General features: G+C 68.5%; 17 protein-coding genes and 2 pseudogenes. 6 read left to right on the plus strand and 13 right to left on the minus strand.

Annotation, left to right across the window (positions count from 1 at the left end):
- Window positions 1-117: 117 nt before the first annotated feature.
- On the plus strand, window positions 118-1,383 hold the full coding sequence (locus ABT313_RS39085; protein ID WP_350864915.1) for an ABC transporter ATP-binding protein: 1,266 nt from the start codon (window positions 118-120) through the stop codon (window positions 1,381-1,383).
- A gap of 270 nt (window positions 1,384-1,653) precedes the next feature.
- On the opposite strand, the pseudogene ABT313_RS39090 reads toward ABT313_RS39085, so the two are convergent.
- The 9 genes and pseudogenes from ABT313_RS39090 to ABT313_RS39130 form a co-directional block, all read right to left on the minus strand.
- A pseudogene (locus ABT313_RS39090) lies at window positions 1,654-2,298 on the minus strand (ABC transporter substrate-binding protein); the annotation flags it as partial.
- Window positions 2,295-3,716, minus strand: a complete 1,422-nt coding sequence (locus ABT313_RS39095) for a M24 family metallopeptidase (RefSeq protein ID WP_350864917.1) — start codon at window positions 3,714-3,716, stop codon at window positions 2,295-2,297. The gene ABT313_RS39095 and the pseudogene ABT313_RS39090, both read right to left, overlap by 4 nt.
- Window positions 3,717-3,729: 13 nt before the next feature.
- The gene (locus ABT313_RS39100) at window positions 3,730-5,154 is read right to left on the minus strand and encodes an MFS transporter (RefSeq protein WP_350864919.1); all 1,425 of its coding nucleotides are present in this window, start codon (window positions 5,152-5,154) and stop codon (window positions 3,730-3,732) included.
- A gap of 108 nt (window positions 5,155-5,262) precedes the next feature.
- Window positions 5,263-5,994, minus strand: a complete 732-nt coding sequence (locus ABT313_RS39105) for an aspartate/glutamate racemase family protein (RefSeq protein WP_350864921.1) — start codon at window positions 5,992-5,994, stop codon at window positions 5,263-5,265.
- On the minus strand, window positions 5,982-7,541 hold the full coding sequence (gene aceB, locus ABT313_RS39110) for a malate synthase A (protein WP_350864923.1): 1,560 nt from the start codon (window positions 7,539-7,541) through the stop codon (window positions 5,982-5,984). Before aceB ends, ABT313_RS39105 begins: the two co-directional genes overlap by 13 nt.
- Entirely contained in the window at window positions 7,534-8,922 is a 1,389-nt protein-coding gene (locus tag ABT313_RS39115) for an NAD-dependent malic enzyme (RefSeq protein ID WP_350864925.1), read from the minus strand. Before ABT313_RS39115 ends, aceB begins: the two co-directional genes overlap by 8 nt.
- An 81-nt stretch (window positions 8,923-9,003) precedes the next feature.
- A complete protein-coding gene (locus ABT313_RS39120; protein WP_350864927.1) occupies window positions 9,004-9,993 on the minus strand; it encodes an ornithine cyclodeaminase family protein in 990 nt (329 codons plus the stop codon).
- Window positions 9,990-10,892 (minus strand): ABC transporter substrate-binding protein, encoded by a 903-nt coding sequence (locus ABT313_RS39125; RefSeq protein WP_350864929.1) that lies wholly within the window; start codon window positions 10,890-10,892, stop codon window positions 9,990-9,992. The genes ABT313_RS39120 and ABT313_RS39125 overlap by 4 nt, the downstream gene beginning before the upstream one ends.
- Before the next feature lie 3 nt (window positions 10,893-10,895).
- Window positions 10,896-12,374, minus strand: coding sequence for an MFS transporter (locus ABT313_RS39130; RefSeq protein ID WP_350864931.1), 1,479 nt, complete (start codon window positions 12,372-12,374; stop codon window positions 10,896-10,898).
- A gap of 86 nt (window positions 12,375-12,460) precedes the next feature.
- On the opposite strand from ABT313_RS39130, the gene ABT313_RS39135 reads away from it, so the two are divergent.
- Window positions 12,461-13,141, plus strand: a complete 681-nt coding sequence (locus ABT313_RS39135; RefSeq protein WP_350864934.1) for a FadR/GntR family transcriptional regulator — start codon at window positions 12,461-12,463, stop codon at window positions 13,139-13,141.
- Here ABT313_RS39135 and ABT313_RS39140 read toward each other — a convergent pair.
- Both ABT313_RS39140 and ABT313_RS39145 read right to left on the minus strand, forming a co-directional pair.
- Window positions 13,138-13,908, minus strand: a complete 771-nt coding sequence (locus tag ABT313_RS39140; RefSeq protein ID WP_350864937.1) for an SDR family NAD(P)-dependent oxidoreductase — start codon at window positions 13,906-13,908, stop codon at window positions 13,138-13,140. The two genes, ABT313_RS39135 and ABT313_RS39140, sit on opposite strands and share 4 nt — an antisense overlap.
- The gene (locus ABT313_RS39145; protein ID WP_350864940.1) at window positions 13,895-14,758 is read right to left on the minus strand and encodes a LysR family transcriptional regulator; all 864 of its coding nucleotides are present in this window, start codon (window positions 14,756-14,758) and stop codon (window positions 13,895-13,897) included. Before ABT313_RS39145 ends, ABT313_RS39140 begins: the two co-directional genes overlap by 14 nt.
- Before the next feature lie 82 nt (window positions 14,759-14,840).
- Between ABT313_RS39145 and ABT313_RS39150 the strand changes: the two genes are divergently transcribed.
- Entirely contained in the window at window positions 14,841-15,725 is an 885-nt protein-coding gene (locus ABT313_RS39150) for an MBL fold metallo-hydrolase (RefSeq protein WP_350864942.1), read from the plus strand.
- A gap of 4 nt (window positions 15,726-15,729) precedes the next feature.
- On the opposite strand, the gene ABT313_RS39155 is transcribed toward ABT313_RS39150, so the two are convergent.
- Window positions 15,730-17,163 (minus strand): SpoIIE family protein phosphatase, encoded by a 1,434-nt coding sequence (locus tag ABT313_RS39155; RefSeq protein ID WP_350864946.1) that lies wholly within the window; start codon window positions 17,161-17,163, stop codon window positions 15,730-15,732.
- Window positions 17,164-17,295: 132 nt separating this feature from the next.
- Here ABT313_RS39155 and ABT313_RS39160 point away from each other — a divergent pair, with 132 nt between their 5' ends.
- Together ABT313_RS39160 and ABT313_RS39165 are read left to right on the plus strand one after the other, a co-directional pair.
- Window positions 17,296-18,015 carry an ANTAR domain-containing protein gene (locus ABT313_RS39160; protein WP_502884056.1) on the plus strand — a complete coding sequence of 240 codons (720 nt, stop codon included), beginning with the start codon at window positions 17,296-17,298 and terminating at the stop codon, window positions 18,013-18,015.
- Window positions 18,016-18,024: 9 nt separating this feature from the next.
- Entirely contained in the window at window positions 18,025-18,387 is a 363-nt protein-coding gene (locus ABT313_RS39165) for a MerR family transcriptional regulator (protein WP_350864949.1), read from the plus strand.
- A 71-nt stretch (window positions 18,388-18,458) separates the two neighbouring features.
- On the opposite strand, the gene ABT313_RS39170 is transcribed toward ABT313_RS39165, so the two are convergent.
- The gene (locus tag ABT313_RS39170) at window positions 18,459-19,076 is read right to left on the minus strand and encodes a helix-turn-helix domain-containing protein (RefSeq protein ID WP_350864951.1); all 618 of its coding nucleotides are present in this window, start codon (window positions 19,074-19,076) and stop codon (window positions 18,459-18,461) included.
- A gap of 246 nt (window positions 19,077-19,322) precedes the next feature.
- Here ABT313_RS39170 and ABT313_RS39175 point away from each other — a divergent pair.
- A pseudogene (locus ABT313_RS39175) lies at window positions 19,323-19,900 on the plus strand (hypothetical protein); the annotation flags it as partial.

Consider the following 19,900-nt stretch of genomic DNA (forward strand, 5'->3'; position numbering starts at 1 on the left):
CCTTCAGCTCTGTTGCCTGCAGCAACAGTTAGGCGTTCAATCTTGCCGCCTGCAAGTACCTGCAAAGCGGGGGCCAGTGCTTGCCGGTGGACCGGATCTTCCCGTATAAGGAACGGGATGACAGCGATCCGGCTCGACGGGGTGTCCAAGGTGTTCGAGGGTGAACACCTGGCCGTGGACGAGCTGTCCCTCGATATCGCCGACGGCGAGTTCATGGTGCTGCTCGGGCCGTCGGGGTGCGGGAAGACGACGCTGCTGCGGATGATCGCGGGGCTGGAGCGGGTGACCGCCGGCGAGGTCTGGTTCGGGCGGACCAAGGGAACCCGCTTGCCGCCGAAGGACCGGCAGGTGGCGATGGTCTTCCAGACCGGCGCGCTCTACCCGAACCGGACCGTCCGCGAGAACATCATGTTCCCGCTCCAGATCGCCGGCCAGGGCGACGACGACGCCAGCTCGACCGCCGCCGGCCTGGCCCAGATCCTCAGCATCGGGTCGGTGCTCGACCGGATGCCGCGGACGCTGTCCGGCGGGCAGCGCCAGCGCGTCGCGATCGGGCGGGCGCTCGTCCGCCGGCCGAACGTGTTCCTGCTGGACGAGCCGCTGTCGAACCTCGACGCCACGATGCGGACCGAGCTGCGCCAGGAGATCGGCGCGATGACGCGGGACCTGAACGTCACCACGCTGTACGTGACCCACGACCAGGTCGAGGCGCTGACGCTGGCCGACCGGATCGCGGTCATGCGCGACGGCCGGATCGAGGACGTCGGCACGCCGGCGCAGGTTTACAACGACCCGGCGACCGCGTTCGTCGCCGGCTTCCTCGGCGCACCGCGGATCAACCTGCTGTCCGCGACCGTCCGCGTCACGGCACACCATCGGGTCGCACTCGACTTCGGCAGCCAGTCCATCGCCTTGCCCCCGCCCGACCGCCGCTCGCTGATCCTGCGCCACCACGACGGCGCGCAGGTCATCGTCGGCGCCCGCTCGAACGCCTTCCGGGTCATCACCGACGAGGACGTCGCGAACCAGCTCGTCGGGACGTTGCGGGCGTTCGAGTTCCACGGGCAGCAATCCATCGCGTTCGTCGAGTGCGGGATCGAGGCGGTCAACCCGGACCAGGTCGGCCAGGCGAGACCGATGCACGCCGTACCCCATCAGGACGCGCCCACGTCGGTGCTGACCAGAGTCCTGTCGCGAGTCCGGTCCCGTACGTCGGCCCCCGCCGAGCTGCTACCTCCCACTCACCGCCGAGCCGACCTGGTCATCGAACTCCCTGCCGAAGCCGACCTGAAACGCGGCTCCCGCATCCACCTCGCCCTCGACACCACCCGGATCCACATCTTCGACCAGATCGGCCACCGAGTAGACCGAATCACCCGGTAAGGCAATCACCAGGTGAGGCTGCTCCAGAGGCATGGCTCGGGTGTCCACGATGTCGGGGTACTTCACGTGGGTGACAGTCAGGCCCGCAGTGTGGAGGATGCCGGTCCAGCGTTCGCAGGCCGTGGGGTCTATGCGGGGAGTTTTCCAAACGCCGTGTTTGATCAGGAGTTCTGTTGCGGCGAGCAACGTCGACGGGTCGGCATCGGGCCACTCGGCGCTGAACAAGCCGACAAGGTCGACCACCGTGCCCTCGCGTAGTTGCTGCATCGCCGTGTCGATCGAGCGGACGAACGGAATCAACGCCGGTGTCAGCTCATCAAGGCGTTCGCGGAGGACGTAGTACACGCTGTTGGGCATTCGGCCGCCGCGTTCGGCGTGCAGGTAGGCGATGTGGCCCTGGCCGGACTGCTGCAGTTCGAGCGCGGTGACCAGGTCGGTGAGGAAGGCGTCGGCCAGGCCGTTGACATACAGCTCATGGAGCATGGGCATCGACAGGTCGTGCGCGAAGCGGGTCTGCCACGGGTCGAGCCCGGCCTCGCGCATCAGGCCGCGGGTGAATTCGGCGGGGGCCGTGCCGCCCTGGCCGGGGACGAGGATCGTGCGGTCGCGGAGCCAGGACAGCTCGAAGCCGTCGACGCGCTCACGCGTGACGATGCACATCGGGAAGCGGTCGTTCAGTTGGGCGATCGCGACGAAGTCGCGGCCGCGGCCGGAGTACATGGCCGGCACCCAGATGCCGCCTAACGCGACGTCCGACGTCCCGTCGGCGAGGTCGTGCATGATGCCGTCCCAGGGGTCGCGCAGTGTGTACGGGACCTCCAGACCGTTGGCGGCGAAGATTCCGTTGCCGCGCGCAACATATTCGGGAAGGTAGTTCAGGCCATGGGCCATCGAGCTGAGTTTGAGGGCGGTCATGCGGTCTTCTCCGTTCGGTACGGTTCCACCGGCGTACGGCAGGTCAGGTTCTCGAAACCGGTCTCGGTGACGACGTACAGGTCGCCCAGGTTCGAGCCTGCGACCAGGGGGTCGACCCACTGCGCGTGCAGCACGAACACCATGCCGGGTTCCATCCGGTCGGTGTTGTGCGAGGCAACGTTGTACTGCGGGAGCTTCGGCATCCCGATCGCGTGCCCCAGGTTCGGGTTGTGCGGACCGGGAGCGGCCGGCCAGACATGCATGAGCCGGCGTCCTTGCGCCTCCCAGTCCGCATCGGGGACGTACTGGCGCGGCACCGGACGTGGCGATCCGTCCGGCATCGCCTCCCAGTTGAACGGCATGGTCCGGGTCTCCTTCGACTTCAGGTAGCCCCGCTCCACGTACGCCTCGAACGCGGCGTCGTGCAGTTCGCTGAACTTCACACCGGGCCTGATCAGCGCCTCGGCCCGGCGTACGGCGTCCACCGTCATCTCCAGGACCTCGTCCTGCTTGGAGGTCGCCGTACCGATCACCATCATCCGCGCGGCCTGCGCGCAGTACCCGAGATAGGTGACGTTGGAGATGTAAAGGTTGAGCAGATCGCCCTCGGTGAGGACATGCCCGTACGGCTTGCCGCACAACGTCCCGTACCGGTTCGCGCCGATCTGATAGCCGTCACCGGTCTCGCCGCCGCGCGCCATCTGTGCGTACGAGAACGCGGCGTACGCCTCGTAGTCGGTGACGCCCGGCCGGGCGACGTGGCAGAGCGCCTCCCAGCCGATGCCGATCAGTTCGCCCGCGGACCGGATGATGTCGATCTCGGCCGTGGTCCGGATCCGCTGCATCCGCAGGATCATGTCGGTGGCGTTCGTGAACCCCACCGACGGCAGCTCCGACTGCAACCCGGCGAAGAAGGTGGCGGCCGTCTCGTCACCGATCAGACCGAGCGCACCGCCCGCGAGACCGAGCCGTCGCAGGGCGCCGACGCACCCGTCGATCGTCTTGTGCAGCGGGGATCCGGGCCGGTCCACGCTCTCCCGGCCGAATGGCGACACCTGCCAGATGTCGCCGACGAGCAGCGGCTCGCCGCCGGGCGGTACGACGGCCGACTCGGTCCAGAACGAGAGCAGTTCGGGATCGAGGTCGGCATCGGTCGGGAGGATCAGCACCCCCTCCCGCATCCAGTCGCACAGGTATCGCAGGAACGGGTTCGACGTGTGGTACCAGCCGACCAGGCTCGAGTGCACGAGCAACGCGTCGAGTCCCGCCACCGTCGCCTCTCGGCGGAGCCGTTCGATCCGGTCGGCGTACTCCGCCTCCGTGATCTGGCCGGCGGGTTCGAAGTCGAAGCTCGGCTCGAAGTCGCGGAGCAGGGCTTCCATCCGCCGGTAGTCGATCGGGGTGCTGTATTCCCTCACCAGGAACTTCCTCTCAGACTTGGGTTTGGTTGATCTCTTCCAGCGACAGCCGGTACGTCTCCGGCGCGAACCGGGCCGCGACCGCGAGGACGACGTACATCAGCGCGAGCATCAGGAACACGCCGGACATCCCCCAGGCGGCGAAGACCGGGACGGCGATCAGCGGCATCACGGCGCCGGAGACGTTCCCGATCCCGTTGACGATCGACGTACCGAGGGCGCGTACTTCGGTCGGGTACACCTCGGGCGACCAGGCGGCGAGCGTGGTGTTGAGCAGCAGCGCGAAGAACTGGAACGTGCCGCCGAGCAACAGGATCAGCGTGGTGCCGTGCGCGAAGGTGGCGAACGCGACCGCGGCGCAGCAACCGAGGATGCCCGCGGTGACAACCGTCGTACGCCGGCCGACGCTGCGCGCGACGAGTGCTGCCGCACAGGCGCCGAGCAGGCTGCCGAGGTTCATCACCATCGTGAACGCCAGGCTGTCACTGATGCTGTAGCCCTGGGCAACGAGGATGCTCGGCATCAACACCAGCAAGGTGATCTGCGCGCCGAACGACATCCAGGACGCCACACCGATAGCCGCCGTACGCCGCAGCGAACCGATCGTCACCAGCGTCCGCAGCGGCACGGACTGACCGACCACATCAGGGATGTCGTCGTTCGTGAGGTACTGCGTCACCGGGCCCTTGCCCTTGCGGCTGAGCCGGCCGGAGGCGAGCGCGGTCAGTGCGGCGTTCGCCTCGTCCAATCGACCCTTCGACAACAGGAATCTGGGCGACTCCGGCATGTACCGCCGGATGAACACGACGAGCAGTGCAGGTACGGCGAGCAGCACGTACAGCCACCGCCAGCTCGCGGAGGTGCCGCCGAGGACGTCGTTCAGCGGACCGAGCACGACCAGGAAGAGGCCGAAAGCAACGAAGTTGCCGACGCCGCCGGACCCGATGTTGAGCGATGCGGCAACGGTGCCGCGGTACTTCGTGGCGACCATCTCGGTCACCAGCGCGAGGCCGACGGTGAACTCGCCGCCGAGGCCGATCCCGACGATGAACCGGGACACTTCGAGGATCGTCTGGTTGGGCGCGATCGCGCTCAGGATGCCGCCGAGGGTGTAGAGCAGCAGATTGAACGAGAGCGCGTAGCGCCGGCCCTTGCGGTCGGCGAGGTAGCCGGTGGTGACCCGGCCGACCAGTCCACCGATGATCATCACGGTGTTCAGGAAGGCGAGGTCGCCGGTGTCCATGCCGAAGCTGGCCTTGAGGCCTTCGGTGATGGCACCGGTGGTGTCTTGTTCGAGTGCGTCGAAGAACATACCGGCCAGGACCATGCCGGCCACGACCCAGTGCGCGCGGGTCCAGCCGATCCGGTCCATCACCTCCGAGAGGCGACCGGTGGCGGGTGGTGGTGCAGCGGTGACTTGAGAGTCCGAGGGGTGCATCTGACCGACCTCCTGATGACAAGGGGATTGAGCTGTCGATCGAGCCGGGATCTCGGTAGTCGTTAGTATGATTACCAGTCGTCTGACGTTTCAAGCGATTCTGCGAAGTCAGTGGCGTCGCCCTCCCAACGGCCAGCCGATGACGGATTTCGGACGGGGCGCGGCGTACGTCCGGACCTTGCTGGTCGAGAGTCCGAGCCGGACCAGTGACTCGGCGAGCACGACCGCGGCCGCGACGCCGTCCACCACCGGTACGCCGGTGGCCGCGGCGACTTTCTGGTCCAGGCCGGCCATCCCACCGCAGCCGAGGCAGATCACCTCGGCGCGATCCTCGGTCACTGCCTTGACCGCCTGCTCGACGATCGCGTCGACGGCACGGCCCGGGTCCGCTTCCAGTTCGAGCACCGCGAGACCGCTCGCTCGCACCGAAGCACACCGATCCGCCAGTCCTGCCAGCAACAGCCGGTCCTCGATCTGCGGCACCGCCCGGTCCAGCGTGGTCACGACCGAGTAGCTCCGGCCGACCAGCATCGCGACCTGTGCCGCAGCCTCGGTGATATCGACGACCGGTACGTCGAGCAGCTCCTGCAGCCCTTCGCGCCCGTGCTCGCCGTACCCTGCCTGGATGACTGCGTCGTACGGGCCGTCGTACCGGACGACCGCGTCCATCACGGCGACGGCCGCGAGGTAGCTCTCGAAGTTACCCTCCACCGACTCCGGCCCGACGTCCGGCGTGAGCCCCAGCACCTCGGTGCCAGGTGACGCGTACGCCGCTGCCTGCGCGCGGATCGTCTCCGTCATCGTCTTGGTGGTGTTCACGTTCGCGATCAGGATGCGCATTCCGCCTCCAGTACAGCGTCGTAGGCCGGCAGCGTGAGGAAGTCGGCGTAGGTATCGGCAAGAGCGACATCGCAGAAGATCCGCCTGGCGTCCTCGAAGCCGCCGCCGAGGGCGGCGATCTCCTCGTCGACGATCCGCTCGACCAGCCCGGCCGTCACCTGCTCGCCCGAATCGAGCTTCACCTCGTTGTGCACCCACTGCCAGATCTGCGACCGCGCGATCTCGGCGGTGGCGGCGTCCTCCATCAAGCTGTCGATGGCAACAGCTCCGTTGCCGCGCAGCCAGGACGCCAGGTACAGCAGGCCGACGTGGACGTTGTTGCGCAGGCCGGCTTCGGTCGGCTCCCCCGGGGTCGACCGGACGTCGACGAGATCGCGCGCGTCGGTGACCACGTCCTCGAGCGGTTTGCCGAGCTGGTTCGGTTGATCGCCGAGCACGCCGTCGAACACCTCCCGGCAGATCGGCACGAGATCGGGGTGCGCGACCCACGAGCCGTCGAACCCGTCACCGGCCTCGCGCTGCTTGTCGGCCCGGACCTTGGCGAACGCCATCCCGTTGACGAACGGATCCTTGCGGCTCGGGATGAACGCCGCCATCCCACCCATCGCGAACGCGCCGCGACGGTGACAGGTCCGCACCAGCAACCGCGTGTACGCGCGCAGGAACGGCGCGCTCATCGTCACCGCGTTGCGATCCGGCAGCACGTAGTCGGGGCCGGAGTCGCGGAAGTACTTGATCACGCTGAACAGGTAGTCCCACCGGCCGGCGTTCAGTCCGGAAGCGTGGTCACGCAGTTCGTACAGGATCTCGTCCATCTCGAACGCGGCCGGGATCGTCTCGATCAGGACCGTTGCCCGGACGCTGCCCTGCGGTACGCCGAGTTGCTCCTGCGCACGGACGAAGACGTCGTTCCACAGCCGCGCCTCGAGATGGCTCTCCAGCTTCGGCAGGTAGAAGTACGGCCCACTCCCCCGCGCGAGCAACTCGGCGGCGTTGTGGAAGAAATACAGCCCGAAGTCCACGAGCGCACCGGCTACCGGTACGCCGTCGACGAGCACGTGCCGCTCATCGAGGTGCCAGCCGCGCGGCCGCATCACGATAGTCGCCAGCTGTCGATCCGAGCTGAGCGTGTACTCCTTGCCGGCCTCGGACGTGAACGTGATCGTCCGGCGGACCGCGTCGTACAGGTTCACCTGCCCGCCGATCACGTTCTGCCAATGCGGCGTACTCGCGTCCTCGAGGTCCGCGAGCCAGACGCGGGCGCCGGAGTTGAGGGCATTGATCGCCATCTTCCGGTCGGTCGGACCAGTCATCTCCACGCGACGGTCCAACAGGTCGGCCGGCGCCGGAGCCACCTTCCAGTCGGCCTCCCGGATCGACGCGGTCTCAGCCAGGAAGTCCAGCTCCGTGCCGCGCCGACGCTGTCTGGCCGCGAGGAGGTCGTTGCGCCGGGCACCGAACTCGGTGTGCAGGAGGGCAACGAACTCCAATGCCGCCGGGGTCAGGATCTGCTCGTTCGGTTCGCCGAGCACGGTGATCTCAGGCATGCGCCTCGACCGCCTGCCGGACTGCCGCCGCGACCGCCGGCGCGACGGCCGCGTCGAAGACGCTCGGGACGATGTACGTCGGATTGAGCTCGTCCGCCGCGACCGTGTCCGCGATCGCGTCCGCGGCGGCCAGCATCACGGCGTCGGTGATCTCGTGCGCGCCGGCGTCGAGCATGCCGCGGAAGAACCCGGGGAACGCGAGCACGTTGTTGATCTGGTTCGGGTAGTCGGACCGCCCGGTGGCCACCACGGCGGCATGTTCGCCGGCCGCGACCGGATCCACCTCGGGATCCGGGTTCGCCAGCGCGAAAACGATCGCCCGGTCGGCCATCGTGGCGATGTCGGCGCCGGTGAGCAGGCCCGGACCGGAGACACCGATGAAGACATCCGCACCGGCCAGTACCTCGGCCAGCGAGCCGGTCTCACCACGGGGGTTGGTGTTCTCGGCGATCCAGGCCCGGTACGTCTCCAACCCGGTCTGCCCGGAATGCACCGCACCGTTGCGACCGCAGGCAACGATCTCGCCGGCGCCCTGGGCGGCCAGCAACCGGATCACCGCGTGACCGGCCGCGCCGACGCCGGACACTACGATCCGCACGTCCTCGATCCGCTTGCCCACCACGCGCAGCGCGTTCGCGAGCGCGGCCAGTACGACGATCGCCGTACCGTGCTGGTCGTCGTGGAACACCGGGATGTCGAGGGCTTCGCGCAACCGGCGCTCGATCTCGAAACAGCGTGGTGCGGCGATGTCCTCGAGGTTCACGCCGCCGTACACGGGCGCGATCGCGCGGACGATCTCGACGATCGCGTCGGTGTCCTGGGTGTCCAGACAGACCGGCCACGCGTCGACCCCTGCGAACTGCTTGAACAGCGCGGCCTTGCCCTCCATCACCGGCAGCGCGGCCGCCGGCCCGATGTTGCCGAGCCCGAGCACGGCCGAGCCGTCCGTGACGACAGCGACCGTGTTGCGCTTGATCGTCAGCCGGCGGGCGTCGGCCGGGTTCTCCGCGATCGCCTGGCAGACGCGGGCCACGCCCGGTGTGTACGCGCGGGACAGGTCGTCGCGGTGCTTCAGCGGAACCTTCGGCACAACCTCGAGCTTGCCGCCGAGGTGCAGCAGGAAGGTGCGGTCACTGACCTTACGGACGACCACCCCTTCGACCTCACCGAGCGCCTTCTCCAGGGCCGCCGCGTGGTTGGCGTCGACCGCGTCACAGGTGACGTCGACGACGACCCGGTCGGCCCGCGACTCGACCACGTCGAGCGCGGTGAGTGCGCCGCCGGCTGCACTGATCGCACTGGTCAGACCGGCAGTGGTGTGCGGGGAGGCGGGAGCCTCCAGGCGTGCGGTGATCGAGTAGCCCGGGCTCGGTGTCGGCATACTGCAACTCCTTCTGATCGGTTCGAAAGTGTGACCCGCCGGCTCGATCCCGGCGAGGGGCGGGTCACACGTCTTCGGGGCTCAGTTGAGCCTGAGTTCCACGCCGAGTCCGGTCCGGCGGGCCGCGTCGACCGCCAGCCGTGCCGCCGCGACGTCCTGCAGACCGAGCCCGACCGAGTCGAACAGCGTGATCTCGGTGTCCGTACGACGTCCCGGTCGAACGCCGGCGACCACATCACCCAGCTCGGTCTCGAAATGCTCGGCCGTGATCGCGCCTTCGGCCAGCGGTACGAGCACGTCGCCCGATTCCCGCCGTACGACGTCGTAGCTGTCGACGACTACTCGGCTGCGGACGATGCCCTCGGTGTCGATCTCGCGATAATCCGGCCGCGGCGGAGCGCCTACCGCATTCACGTGCAGACCCGGCGCAAACCACTCGCCATGGACCACAGGCTCCCGCGAGGGCGTCAACGTGCACAGCACATCCGCCGCCCGCACAACCTCTTCAGGCCCGGAGGCAACGACCACGTCTCCGACACGTTCCTGGGCATACGCGGCAAACGCGTCGACGCGGGCCTTCGTCCGACTCCACACGACAACCCGATCAACCGTCATCACAGCAGCCAACGCATCCAGATGAGCCCGAGCCTGCGCTCCCGCACCGACCAGCCCAAGCGTCCGCGAGGCCGCACGCGCCAGATGACGAGTCGCCACCGCCGAGGCCGCCGCCGTCCGGAACAACGTCAGCGCCGGCCCGTCCAGAATGGCCTCGCACGACCCCGTCTCCGGATCGACGAGCAGCACAGTCGACTGCTGCACGGGCATCGACCGCTTGGCGTTCGCGGGGGTATCAGTCAGCAACTTGATCCCCGCCACCCGCTGGGACGCGATCGCAGCCGTCATCGGCACGAGCAACGTCGTACACCCGGGCACCTCGACCGTCGACCGCTCGGCCTGAACGGCACCGCCAGTCGTCAGCGCCGCGTGCGCCTGCTCGACGGCCTCGATCACTTCGGGCATCTCGAGCGTCTTCGCGATCTCGGCCCGGCTGAGCGCGAGGATCGGCCTCATGACGCCACCGCCGACGCAGGTCGCGCATCGACGATGTCGTCGTACGCCGGAGCCTCGTCGAGCAGACCGTCCTCGGCGAGGATGCGCATCCACTCGCCGTACCCGTCCTCGCTGATCCGCAGGTCGTCCCAGATCCCGCTGGCCCGCAGGTCGTCGACGACGCCGATCAGCACCTTGGTGTCCAGCCCGGGCCACTCGCGCGCCAGCAGGTCGGTCAGCTCCGCGGCCTCGTGCGCCTTCAGCCAGTCGAGCGACTGCTGCAGCGCCCGGCAGAACCGCTCGATCAGACGATCCTCACGTGCGAGGACGGTGTCGGTCGTGTAGTACACGCTGTTCGGCATCAGTCCGCCGGCGCGATCGTGGCGCACGGCAACGAATGCCTGCTGCCGGTGCTCGAGGAAGGCGGCATTCACCAGGTCGGTGACGAGCGCGTCACCCATGCCGCCGAGAAACAGTTCGGTGAGCATCGAGCCGGACAGGTCGCGCACCCAGCGCACCTTCGACATGTCGACACCGGCCTTCCGCATCAGGCCCGCGGTGTGCACGTACGGCGCGGTGCCGCCGGCTCCCGGTGCGACGACGACCTTGCCCTCGAGGTCCTTCCAGTCGAAGTCGGTCACCTTCTCCCGGGTCACCAGCGCCTTCGGGTTGCGCGCGTTGAGCTGGGCGAAGGCGCGGTACTCACGGCCGCGGCCGTGGTACATCGCCGGCACCCACAGGCCGCCGAGTACGACGTCCGCAGTACCGCTCCCGAGATCGGTGAGCACCTGCGTCCAGTCGTCCGGCGCGCTGCGGGAGAAGTCCAGGCCCTCTGCCTCGTAGTACCCGAACTCGCGGGCGACGTACTCGGGCAGGTAGTTGGGCCAGTGCGATGTGGCGCTGACGTGCAAGCGATCCATAGGTCAGACTCCTTCAGAGGTCGAGATTTCCTCGAGCGAGCGGCCGTGCGTCTCCGGCGCGAACCGGCTGGCGACAGCCATCACCGAGTACATGGCGGCGATCAGGACGAACACCGCGACGACACCGGCGCGGTCGAACAGCAGCCCGGCGCCGATCGGGACGAACGCCCCGGCGACATTGCCCTGGACCGCCACCATCGCGGTGCCGAACGCGCGGACCCGGGTCGGGTAGAGCTCCGGGGCCCACGCGAAGATCGTGCTGTTCAGCAGCAGCACGAAGAACTGGAAGGTTGCTCCAAGCAACAGAACCAGCGCCGGCGACTTCGCCAGGAACCCGAAGGCCAGTGCGGCGAGGCAGGCCGCCGCGGCGCCGACGGTGATCACGAACCGCCGCGGCAGGTGCAGCGCCGCGTACGTCGCCGCGGCCGCGCCGAGCAGGCTGCCGACGTTCATCACCATCGTGAACGCGAGGCTCTTGGTGATCGTGTACCCCTGCTCGACCAGGATCGTCGGCATCAGCACGAGCACCGTCACCTGCGCGCCGAACGTCATCCACGAGATCACCGCGAGCGCCGACGTACGACGCAGCAGGACACCGTGGAACACCTCCGACAGCCGCACCTTCTCGACCCGCGGCGCCGTACCGACCACCGTCTCGATGTACGGCGTGACCGGGCCGCCCTTGTCCTTCAGCCGGCCGGCAGCGAGCCGGGTGAGGACGCCGTTCGCCTCGTCGATCCGGCCGCGGGAGGCCAGGTACCGCGGTGTCTCCGGAAGGAACCGCCGGTAGACGAGCACGAGCAGCGCAGGCAGGAACAGCAGGCCGAACATCCATCGCCAACTAGTGTCCGGGCCGCCGAAGAAGTTGCCGAGCGGACCGAGCACGACCGCCGCGAACCCGAACGACACGACGTTGCCGAAGCCGCCCGCGCCGACGTTGAGCGACGCGACCACCGCACCGCGGTACTTCGTCGAGACCAGCTCGCTGAGCATCGTCATCCCCGCGGCGATCTCGCCGCCGAGCCCGATACCGACGATGAACCGGCCGACGGCCAGCACCGCGTAGCCCGGAGCGAGCGCGCAGATCAGCGCGCCCACGCAGTAGATCGCGAGGTTGAAGCCGAGCGCGAACCGGCGGCCCTTGTGGTCGCCGAGCGCGCCGGTGATCACCTTGCCGATGATCATCGCGCCGATCGTGACCGTCTGCAGGAACGCGAGCTCCGGCGTGGAGATGTTCCAGACCGACTTCAGCGCCGGGCCGACCGCGCCGAGCGAGTTCTCCTCCATCACGTCGAAGAACGCGCCGAGCAGCACCATCAACAGGATCAGGCGGTGGGCGTTGTTGAACGGGATCGCGTCCAGCACCCGTCCGACCACCGACACCGCGTCGGCCGGCGGGCGGTCGCCGGTAGCCGGACGAGCCGGACGAGCCGGGCGAGCCGGGTGGGAGGCGAGCTGGTTCGGTGATTCTGCGTTGTGCATCGGACCGACCTCCTTCAACGGAAGTTTTTTGTCGGGACCGAGCCGGGATCTCGGGGTTGCTAGATGATAGGATTACCAGTCATCTGATGTTTAAGGAAGAGGCTGCGATGAAGAAGGTCGAGCGGGTCTCTCTGGTTGAGACCGTCGGGACGCAGTTACGGGAGGAGATCACGGACGGCCGGTGGGCGGTCGGTGAGCGCATCCCGTCGGAGACCGAGCTGGTCGAACAGCTCGGCGTCAGCCGCGCTTCGGTGCGGGAAGCGGTCCGCGGTCTGGTGCATGCGGGTCTGCTGGCGACGCGCCAGGGCGACGGCACGTATGTGACCGCCCGTGACGCCACCGATGTCGCGATCCGTCGCCGGTTGGGCGTGGCCGAGCAGAGCGATGTCCTCGAGGTGCGCCGCGGGCTCGACATCGTCGCGGCCGGGCTCGCGGCATCCCGCCGTACGCGGACCGACATCCGGGAGTTGGCCAAGGCACTGGGAGCTCGCGCCGCCGCTGGTGAGGCAGGCTACGAGGCCAGGTTCGTCAGCGCGGACGTCGAGTTCCACCTCTGCGTCGCGCGCGCATCGCACAACCCGGTGCTGATCGAGCTCTACACGAGCTTCGCGCGCGCACTGGCCGAGAGCGTGCGCGACGACAAGTGCCTGCAGGTCTTCGCCCGTGGCGAGGACACCTGGCACGAAGCCCTCGCGGCGGCGATCGAGGCCGGCGACCCTGCCTCAGCGGCCGCCGCGTCCCTGTCCCTGCTGGAGAGCAGCAGCTAGTGAAGGGTGTAGCCGCCGTCGATCACCACGACTGAGCCGGTCATGAAGCTGGAGGCGTCCGACGCGAGGAAGACGACCGTCGGCGCGATCTCCTCGGGTACGGCGTACCGCTGCATCGGCGCGTCGTCGATCCAGCGCGCCCTGAACTGCGGCTCGTCGACCGGCGCCATCTCCGTCTTCACGTAACCGGGCGCGACGGCGTTCACCCGGATGTTCAACGGCGCCCACTCCGCGGCCAGCGACTTGGTCAGCTGATGCACCGCGGCCTTCGACGCGTTGTAGGCCGGTTGCCACTGCGGACGGTTCACGATCTGCGCGGAGATCGAGCCGATGTTGACGATCGTGCCGCCGCCGACCGTGGTGAAGTGGCGCGCAGCCGTCTGGCTGAGTTTCCACAGGCCGTCGACGTTCGTCGAGAAGACCTCGTCCCATTCGTCGTCCGGGATCTCGAGCGACGGCCGGTGCACGCAGGCGCCGGCGTTGTTGACCAGGATGTCGAGCCGCCCGGTCGCCTCCAACGCAGCCGCGACCGCGACCTGCCCGGACTCGCGGTCGTTCACGTCGAGCCCGACCCCGATCACCGTCCGGCCGGTCGCCTCGGCGAGCCGTGCAGCCGCCTCCTCTGACGCCACGGCATCGCGCGCCCCGATCACCACGTCCGCGCCGGCCTCGGCCAAACCGGTGGCGAACGCGAGCCCGAGGCCCCGATAACCACCAGTCACCAACGCCGTCCGCCCGGCCAACGAGAACTTGTCAAGAACGCTCATCGGGCCATTCTCCCTGGTACGCAGTGGACGCGAGGTCAACGAAGGATCGCACGAGCGGATTGGTCTCCCCCGTCTTCCAGCACGCCACGACCCGGCTCGGCGGCAGATCGGCGATCGGTACGACGGTGAGCTCGCCGGGCGGGTGGTGGCCCAGCGGGCTCAGCCCGACCGTGCCGTTCCACAGCACCGCCTGCAGGCATTCCTGGACCGACCGTACGACCGGACCTTCCCGTTGCTGACCACCGTTCCAGTACGACTGCCAGATCGGATCCGTGTCCGCCGGGAACTGGAACCATCGCCGATCCGCCAGGTCCGCGAGCTTCAACTCATCGTGCTGAGCCAGCGGATCATCGGCCCGCAGTACGGCGCCGACCGGGTCCGCCCGCAGCTCGTGCACGGTCAATCCCGTCTCGTCGAACGGCGCGCGGGTCAACGCCACGTCGACGAGACCAGCCCGGAGACCGCAGGTCGGATCGGTCAGATCGGCCTCGCGAATGCGGACCTCGAGACCTGGATGCTGCTGCCGATACGCGGCCGCCAACCGCGCCGCACCGGGATCGGTGCTGTCCCCCAGCATGCCGATCGTGAAGCTGATCGCACCGCGTACACGCGTCTTCAGTTGGTCAGCCTGCTCGAGCAGGGTCCTTGTCTCCTCCAGCAGTACGACGCCCGCCGGCGTCAGCGCGACCCCCGCCGCGGACCGGTCGAACAGCGTGGCACCGAGCTCGCGCTCCAACTGCTTGATCGCCCGGCTCAGCGGCGGCTGACTCATCTGCAGCCGCACCGCGGCCCGGCCGAAGTGGAGTTCCTCCGCGACGGCGACGAAGTACCGCAGGGTGCGCAGCTCCATGACCAGCGACGATACCCGCACGGTATCGGCGCGAGCGGATCGGTCTTGGACGCCGCGACGCCGCAAGCGGTGGGATCGGAGCATGACCGACGTACTGCTGCCCGACCCCGCCGTCCACGTCGCCGACGCCCTGGAGCTCGCGCCTGACCTGCTCGTGATCCCGAACCAGCGTGTCGACCTGGTGCCGAACATCGGCATCATCGGCGGCACCGACGCTGTCCTGGTCGTCGACACCGGCATCGGCATCGCCAACGCGTCGGAGGTGCTCGCGCTGGCGACCGAGGTGGCGCGCGGGAGGCAGCTGTACCTGACCACCACCCACTTCCATCCCGAGCACGCGTTCGGCGCACAGGTCTTCGCGGGGCATGCGACGTACCTGGTCAACCGCGCGCAGGCGGACGACCTGGCGGCCAAGGGCACCGGCTATCTGGAGATGTTCCGCGGTTTCGGCGGCCCGATCGCCGAGCGGCTCCAGGACGTCGAGATCCCTGTCCCCGACGAGGTGTACGGCGACGTACACGACCTCGATCTGGGCGGGCGGATCGTCGAACTGCGAGCCACAGGTCGCGGGCACACCAGGGGCGATCAGGTCATCCAGGTACCGGACGCCGGCGTGCTGTTCACCGGGGATCTCGCCGAGACGGGTCAGTTCGCGATCTTCCCGTGGTTCCCGCCGTACGACGTCGATGTCTCCGGCGTCGGCTGGTTGTCTGTGATGGATCGGCTGACCACGTCCGCACCGAAGATCGTCGTACCCGGCCATGGCGACCTCGGCGGCCCGGAGATCCTCACCACGGTCGCCGCCTACCTCCGCGAAGTCCGTGACGAAACCTGGCGCCGACGCGACTCGGCCATGCCCGAGTCCGACCTCCGCACCGAGGTCAAGGCCCTCCTCATCGGCCGCCACCCCGAATGGTCCGGCCAAAACTGGATCGACCCCGCCATCAACTGCCTGTGCACCGAGTGATCGGTCAGGCTGTGCGATGTGGGAGCTGCGTCAGCCCGAGCACGTGGTCCGCGGGGGTGCCGCGCAGTGCGACCAGTTCAAGTTTGCGGTCGCTGCGGCGTAGGGCGGCGGCGAGTACGCGGATGCCTGCGCTGGCCAGGTGGGTTACTCGCGAGAGGTCGACGGTGAGCGGTCGGGTCGCGTGGCGAGCGACCTCGCGCAGGATGCGGTCGAACCCGCGTGCGGTGACGATGTCGATCGGTCCGCCGACCAGCAGTCTCCCGTCGGCGACCGCCGCCGAGAACTCGGCCCGGTCGGTTGCGGGCGACACCTCGCCCACGAGCATGCTCGGCGCCTTGGTCAGCGCCGTACGCACGGTTGCCGTCGTACCGTCCGGGGTGCGCTTGACGGTGAGGTCGTCGACCGTCGCACCCGCCAGCGCGAGCCCGTGCCCACGATCGACGGACGGTTCCGATTCCTTCCACCGGCCGTGGTCCTGTACCGAGACCGCCACCTGCCCGCTCGGCGCCAGGTCGGCCGCCAGTGTGAGCTGACCGGGTGCGCAGTCGTAGTAGGCGTGCTCGACCACGTTCGCCATCAGCTCGATGACCGCGCTCTCCAGTCCGATCACCACGACGGGCTCCGGCTCCAGTGCGCGCAGCCACGCGGCGAACTCGTCGCGGAACCGCGCCGCCGTCTCCGGAACAGCCGGTCCGGTCCGGGTCATCGCCGCCACCGGCGTACGTCGATGCGCGGCAAGGACCGTGACGTCGTCGGAGTGGCCGGTGACCAGGTCGAGCACCTGCTCGGTGACGCGCTCGGCCGAGTACTGCGGTCCGGCGACGGCGGCCTCAACGGCGTCCAGCAGGTCGGCGGTCGCCTGATCCGGCGTGCTCTGCGGACGTTCGATGAGCCCGTCCGTGTACAGCAAGAGCACGTCGTCCAACCCGAGGTGGTCATGACCGAGTTCGTAGCCGCCAGGTGCACCGAGCGGGCTGCCGACGGCGGGCTCGACGTACCGGGCCGTGCCTTTGCGCGACGCGATCAGCGGCGGCGGATGACCGGCCGCGCAGTACGTCAGATCCCCGGTCGACGGATCCAGTACGGCGACGCACACCGTGGCCGCCTCGGCGCCGGGCAGGCGGCTCGCGAACTTCTCCAGCCGGGTGATCGCAACCGCCGGATCCGCTCCGTCCTGCAGCGCCATCCCCAGTGCCGCGCGCAACTGGCCCATCACGGCCGAGGCCCGGACGCCATGCCCGACGACGTCGCCGACAACCAGGGCGATGCGGGCGTCGTCCAGCACCACCGAGTCGAACCAGTCACCGCCGGCCGACGCGTCCGTCTCGGCCAGCAGGTAGCGGGCCGACAGCTCCACGCCTGGAAGGACCGGTAGCCGCGTCGGCAGCAATGCCTTCTGCAGCACGGCGTACTTGGTCATGTCTTCCGGAACGTCCATCCCGTCCTCCGTCACAGAGTCGCCCCGGGGCTGAGAACTTCCTGTGCCCATTCCCGCGCGATCAACGCACCGCCCGAATCAGGACATCCGCGTCGCCTCGTTCACGGTGCGGTCCAGGTGCATCATGGAAAGGTGGATGAGATCGAGCCCCAGCCCGGTCTGAGCGACCCGGACCAAGTCGCCGCGACATTCGCTCGGCTCGCCCTGGAGATGCACGACGCAGGCGGGGTCGAGGAGACCGTTGAAGCGGTTGTCGAGTTCGCTCTGCAGGCCCTGGACTGCCAGTACGCCGGGATCGCGCTCTACGCCAAGGGCGGACAACCGGAAGTTCCGGTGACGACCCATCCGACCGTGGCCGAGATCTACCAGTTCCAGATGGCCGGCGAGGCCGGTCCGCTGGTCGAGTGCATGCACAGCCAGGCGACTGTAATGGTGCCCGACACCACTTCCGAGCATCGCTGGCCGGAGTGGGCCAAGAAGGTTCTCGACCTGGGGGTCCGCAGCGTTCTCGACGTACCGCTGCGGACTGCCGCGGGCACAGTCGGCGTACTGGGTCTCTACAGCGTCGAACCGGATGCCTTCGGACCGGACGCGGAGGCGATCGCGCACATCCTGGCCCGGCACGCGTCCGTCGCCGTCGCGACCGCCCGCCGCGAGCAGAACCTCAACCTCGCCGTCGACGCCCGCAAACTCGTCGGCCAGGCGATGGGGATCCTGATGGAGCGCTACGGCCTCGACTCCGACCGCGCTTTCCAGGTGCTCAGGCGGTACTCGCAGCAGACCAACACCAAACTCCACGACGTCGCCCGCCAGCTCGTCGACACCCGCAGTCTCCCTCGAGATCCCGTCTAGGGTGGGGACATGACGACGTACGGTCCGGCAGAGGCGGCTGAACGGTCCGGGTTCAGCATCGACACGTTGCGGTACTACGAACGCGAGGGCATCCTGCCGCCGGTGGCACGCAACTCCGGCGGCCGCCGGCAGTACTCCGACGACGACCTCGCCATGCTCGACTTCCTCCGCTGCCTCCGCGACACCGGCATGCCGATCGAACGCCTCCGCCGCTACGGCGAACTGGCCCGCTCCGACCAAACCATGCCCGAACGCCTGGCCCTCATCGAGGAACACGCCCAGGTAGTAGAAAGCCGCATCGCCGAACTCCAGTCCCAACGCACCCGCCTCGAAGAAAAAGCCGCCTGGTACCGCGAACAACTCAAGAAGTAACAACGAAAAGAAGAGATTTGGAGTAGTGGTGGTCCTCGGCGACCGTCCTTGGGACTGCTCTGCTGCACGCGTCAGGCCAGGCACCGGCCCTTCCGTGTCCGAGGAATCCAGGCTGTGACGCATGGTTCCTGACTGCCGTCGGGTTGCGCTTGACGGCAGGTGATGCGCCGGTGGGCGGTGACCGACAGGGCGTAGCGGGAGTGGTCGTCCAGCCAGGTGATGATTTCGATGTCTTGGCCACTGGCGAGGCGGTAGCGGGTGAAGTCGGACTGCCAGCACTCGCTGGGTTGCTCGGCGGCGAGCCGCAGGTAGGACGACCTGGGCCGCTTGCCGGGCTCGGGGGTGACGGCGTCGGCGCCGGTCAGGATCCGGTGGATCGTCGCCCGCGACAACGGCACGTTGTGGTGGTGCTGCAGGTACCAGCCGATGGTGTCCGCGCCGGCGTCCAGGCCCTGCTCGGTCAGTTCCTTGCGCAGCCGCAGTACCAACTCCACCGTCACCGGCATGGTCGCCCCAGGCAAGGTCTTCGGTCGTCGGCTGCGAGGCTCGAACGCCGCCTCGCCCTTAGCCAGATACCGGGCTCTCAGCTTGTAGACCCACGCCCGGTGCACCCTGTACCGCCGGGCTACCTCAGCGGCCGTCTGACCCTCAACGAACAACGCGGTGATCACCAACCGAGCCTTCGACATGCCCGAGCATCCAGCCCACCACAGCTGTCGCCGATCACCCGAGACACGTGTCGCCTATGTCTTGAGACACCTGTCGCCTATGTCCTGAACCACAACACGGCAGGCCGCGACTACGCCCCCGCAGTAGTCCTCGACCGCGGAACCTGACCGCAGCAGCGGGGTCGCTTGCTTGTTCGCCTTGTAAATAAGGGCTTCCGGCGACTCGCCGATTTGGCGAGCCGCTCTAGACCATGTAGAATCGAACACATGTTCGACACAGATCTGGAGCAGCTGTCGACGGCCGACCTCCTCGAGTCCGCCGCCGAACACCGCGCGACGGCCAACCAGGCCGACACGCGACTGCTGCAGCACGCCCAGATCTACGCCGACCGCCACCACCCGTCGGTCTGCGCCACCCGCCCGATCCGTCCCGGCCGCCGGGTAGCCGACGGCCGCGAGCGCGCTGTGGTGCTGGGCGGTGAGGGCTGCCCGGAGATCGCGGAGTTCGCGATCGCCGAGTTCGGTGTCGTGCTCGGCATCTCCCCGATGGTCGCCTCCGGACTCCTCGGCGAAGCACTCGCGTTGCGCCACCGCTTCCCGTTCACCTGGGCCCGCGTCCAATCCGGCGACGCCACACCCTGGAAAGCCCGCCGCCTCGCCGCCGACTGCCTGAAACTGTCCGAAGAAGCCGCCCGGTACGTCGACCAGCGCGTCGCCCCGCTGATCGACGCCATCACCCCGTACCGCCTCGACAAGATCATCCGCGCCGCCAAACTCCACGCCGCCCCCGACCAAGCCCGCACCGAAACAGCCGAGGCCGCCCGCGAACGCGGCGTGTTCATCGG

The sequence above is a fragment of the Kribbella sp. NPDC000426 genome, assembly GCF_040300265.1.
In the GTDB taxonomy this organism is placed as follows: Bacteria; Actinomycetota; Actinomycetes; order Propionibacteriales; family Kribbellaceae; genus Kribbella.

Bases quoted from the DNA above. Each gene is read 5' to 3' on its own strand.
- ABT313_RS39085 (WP_350864915.1), top strand. From the start codon at position 118: ATGACAGCGATCCGGCTCGACGGGGTGTCCAAGGTGTTCGAGGGTGAA.
- ABT313_RS39100 (WP_350864919.1), bottom strand. From the start codon at position 5,154: ATGCACCCCTCGGACTCTCAAGTCACCGCTGCACCACCACCCGCCACC.
- ABT313_RS39105 (WP_350864921.1), bottom strand. From the start codon at position 5,994: ATGCGCATCCTGATCGCGAACGTGAACACCACCAAGACGATGACGGAG.
- aceB (WP_350864923.1), bottom strand. From the start codon at position 7,541: ATGCCTGAGATCACCGTGCTCGGCGAACCGAACGAGCAGATCCTGACC.
- ABT313_RS39115 (WP_350864925.1), bottom strand. From the start codon at position 8,922: ATGCCGACACCGAGCCCGGGCTACTCGATCACCGCACGCCTGGAGGCT.
- ABT313_RS39120 (WP_350864927.1), bottom strand. From the start codon at position 9,993: ATGAGGCCGATCCTCGCGCTCAGCCGGGCCGAGATCGCGAAGACGCTC.
- ABT313_RS39125 (WP_350864929.1), bottom strand. From the start codon at position 10,892: ATGGATCGCTTGCACGTCAGCGCCACATCGCACTGGCCCAACTACCTG.
- ABT313_RS39130 (WP_350864931.1), bottom strand. From the start codon at position 12,374: ATGCACAACGCAGAATCACCGAACCAGCTCGCCTCCCACCCGGCTCGC.
- ABT313_RS39135 (WP_350864934.1), top strand. From the start codon at position 12,461: ATGTTTAAGGAAGAGGCTGCGATGAAGAAGGTCGAGCGGGTCTCTCTG.
- ABT313_RS39140 (WP_350864937.1), bottom strand. From the start codon at position 13,908: ATGAGCGTTCTTGACAAGTTCTCGTTGGCCGGGCGGACGGCGTTGGTG.
- ABT313_RS39145 (WP_350864940.1), bottom strand. From the start codon at position 14,758: ATGGAGCTGCGCACCCTGCGGTACTTCGTCGCCGTCGCGGAGGAACTC.
- ABT313_RS39150 (WP_350864942.1), top strand. From the start codon at position 14,841: ATGACCGACGTACTGCTGCCCGACCCCGCCGTCCACGTCGCCGACGCC.
- ABT313_RS39155 (WP_350864946.1), bottom strand. From the start codon at position 17,163: ATGGACGTTCCGGAAGACATGACCAAGTACGCCGTGCTGCAGAAGGCA.
- ABT313_RS39165 (WP_350864949.1), top strand. From the start codon at position 18,025: ATGACGACGTACGGTCCGGCAGAGGCGGCTGAACGGTCCGGGTTCAGC.
- ABT313_RS39170 (WP_350864951.1), bottom strand. From the start codon at position 19,076: ATGTCGAAGGCTCGGTTGGTGATCACCGCGTTGTTCGTTGAGGGTCAG.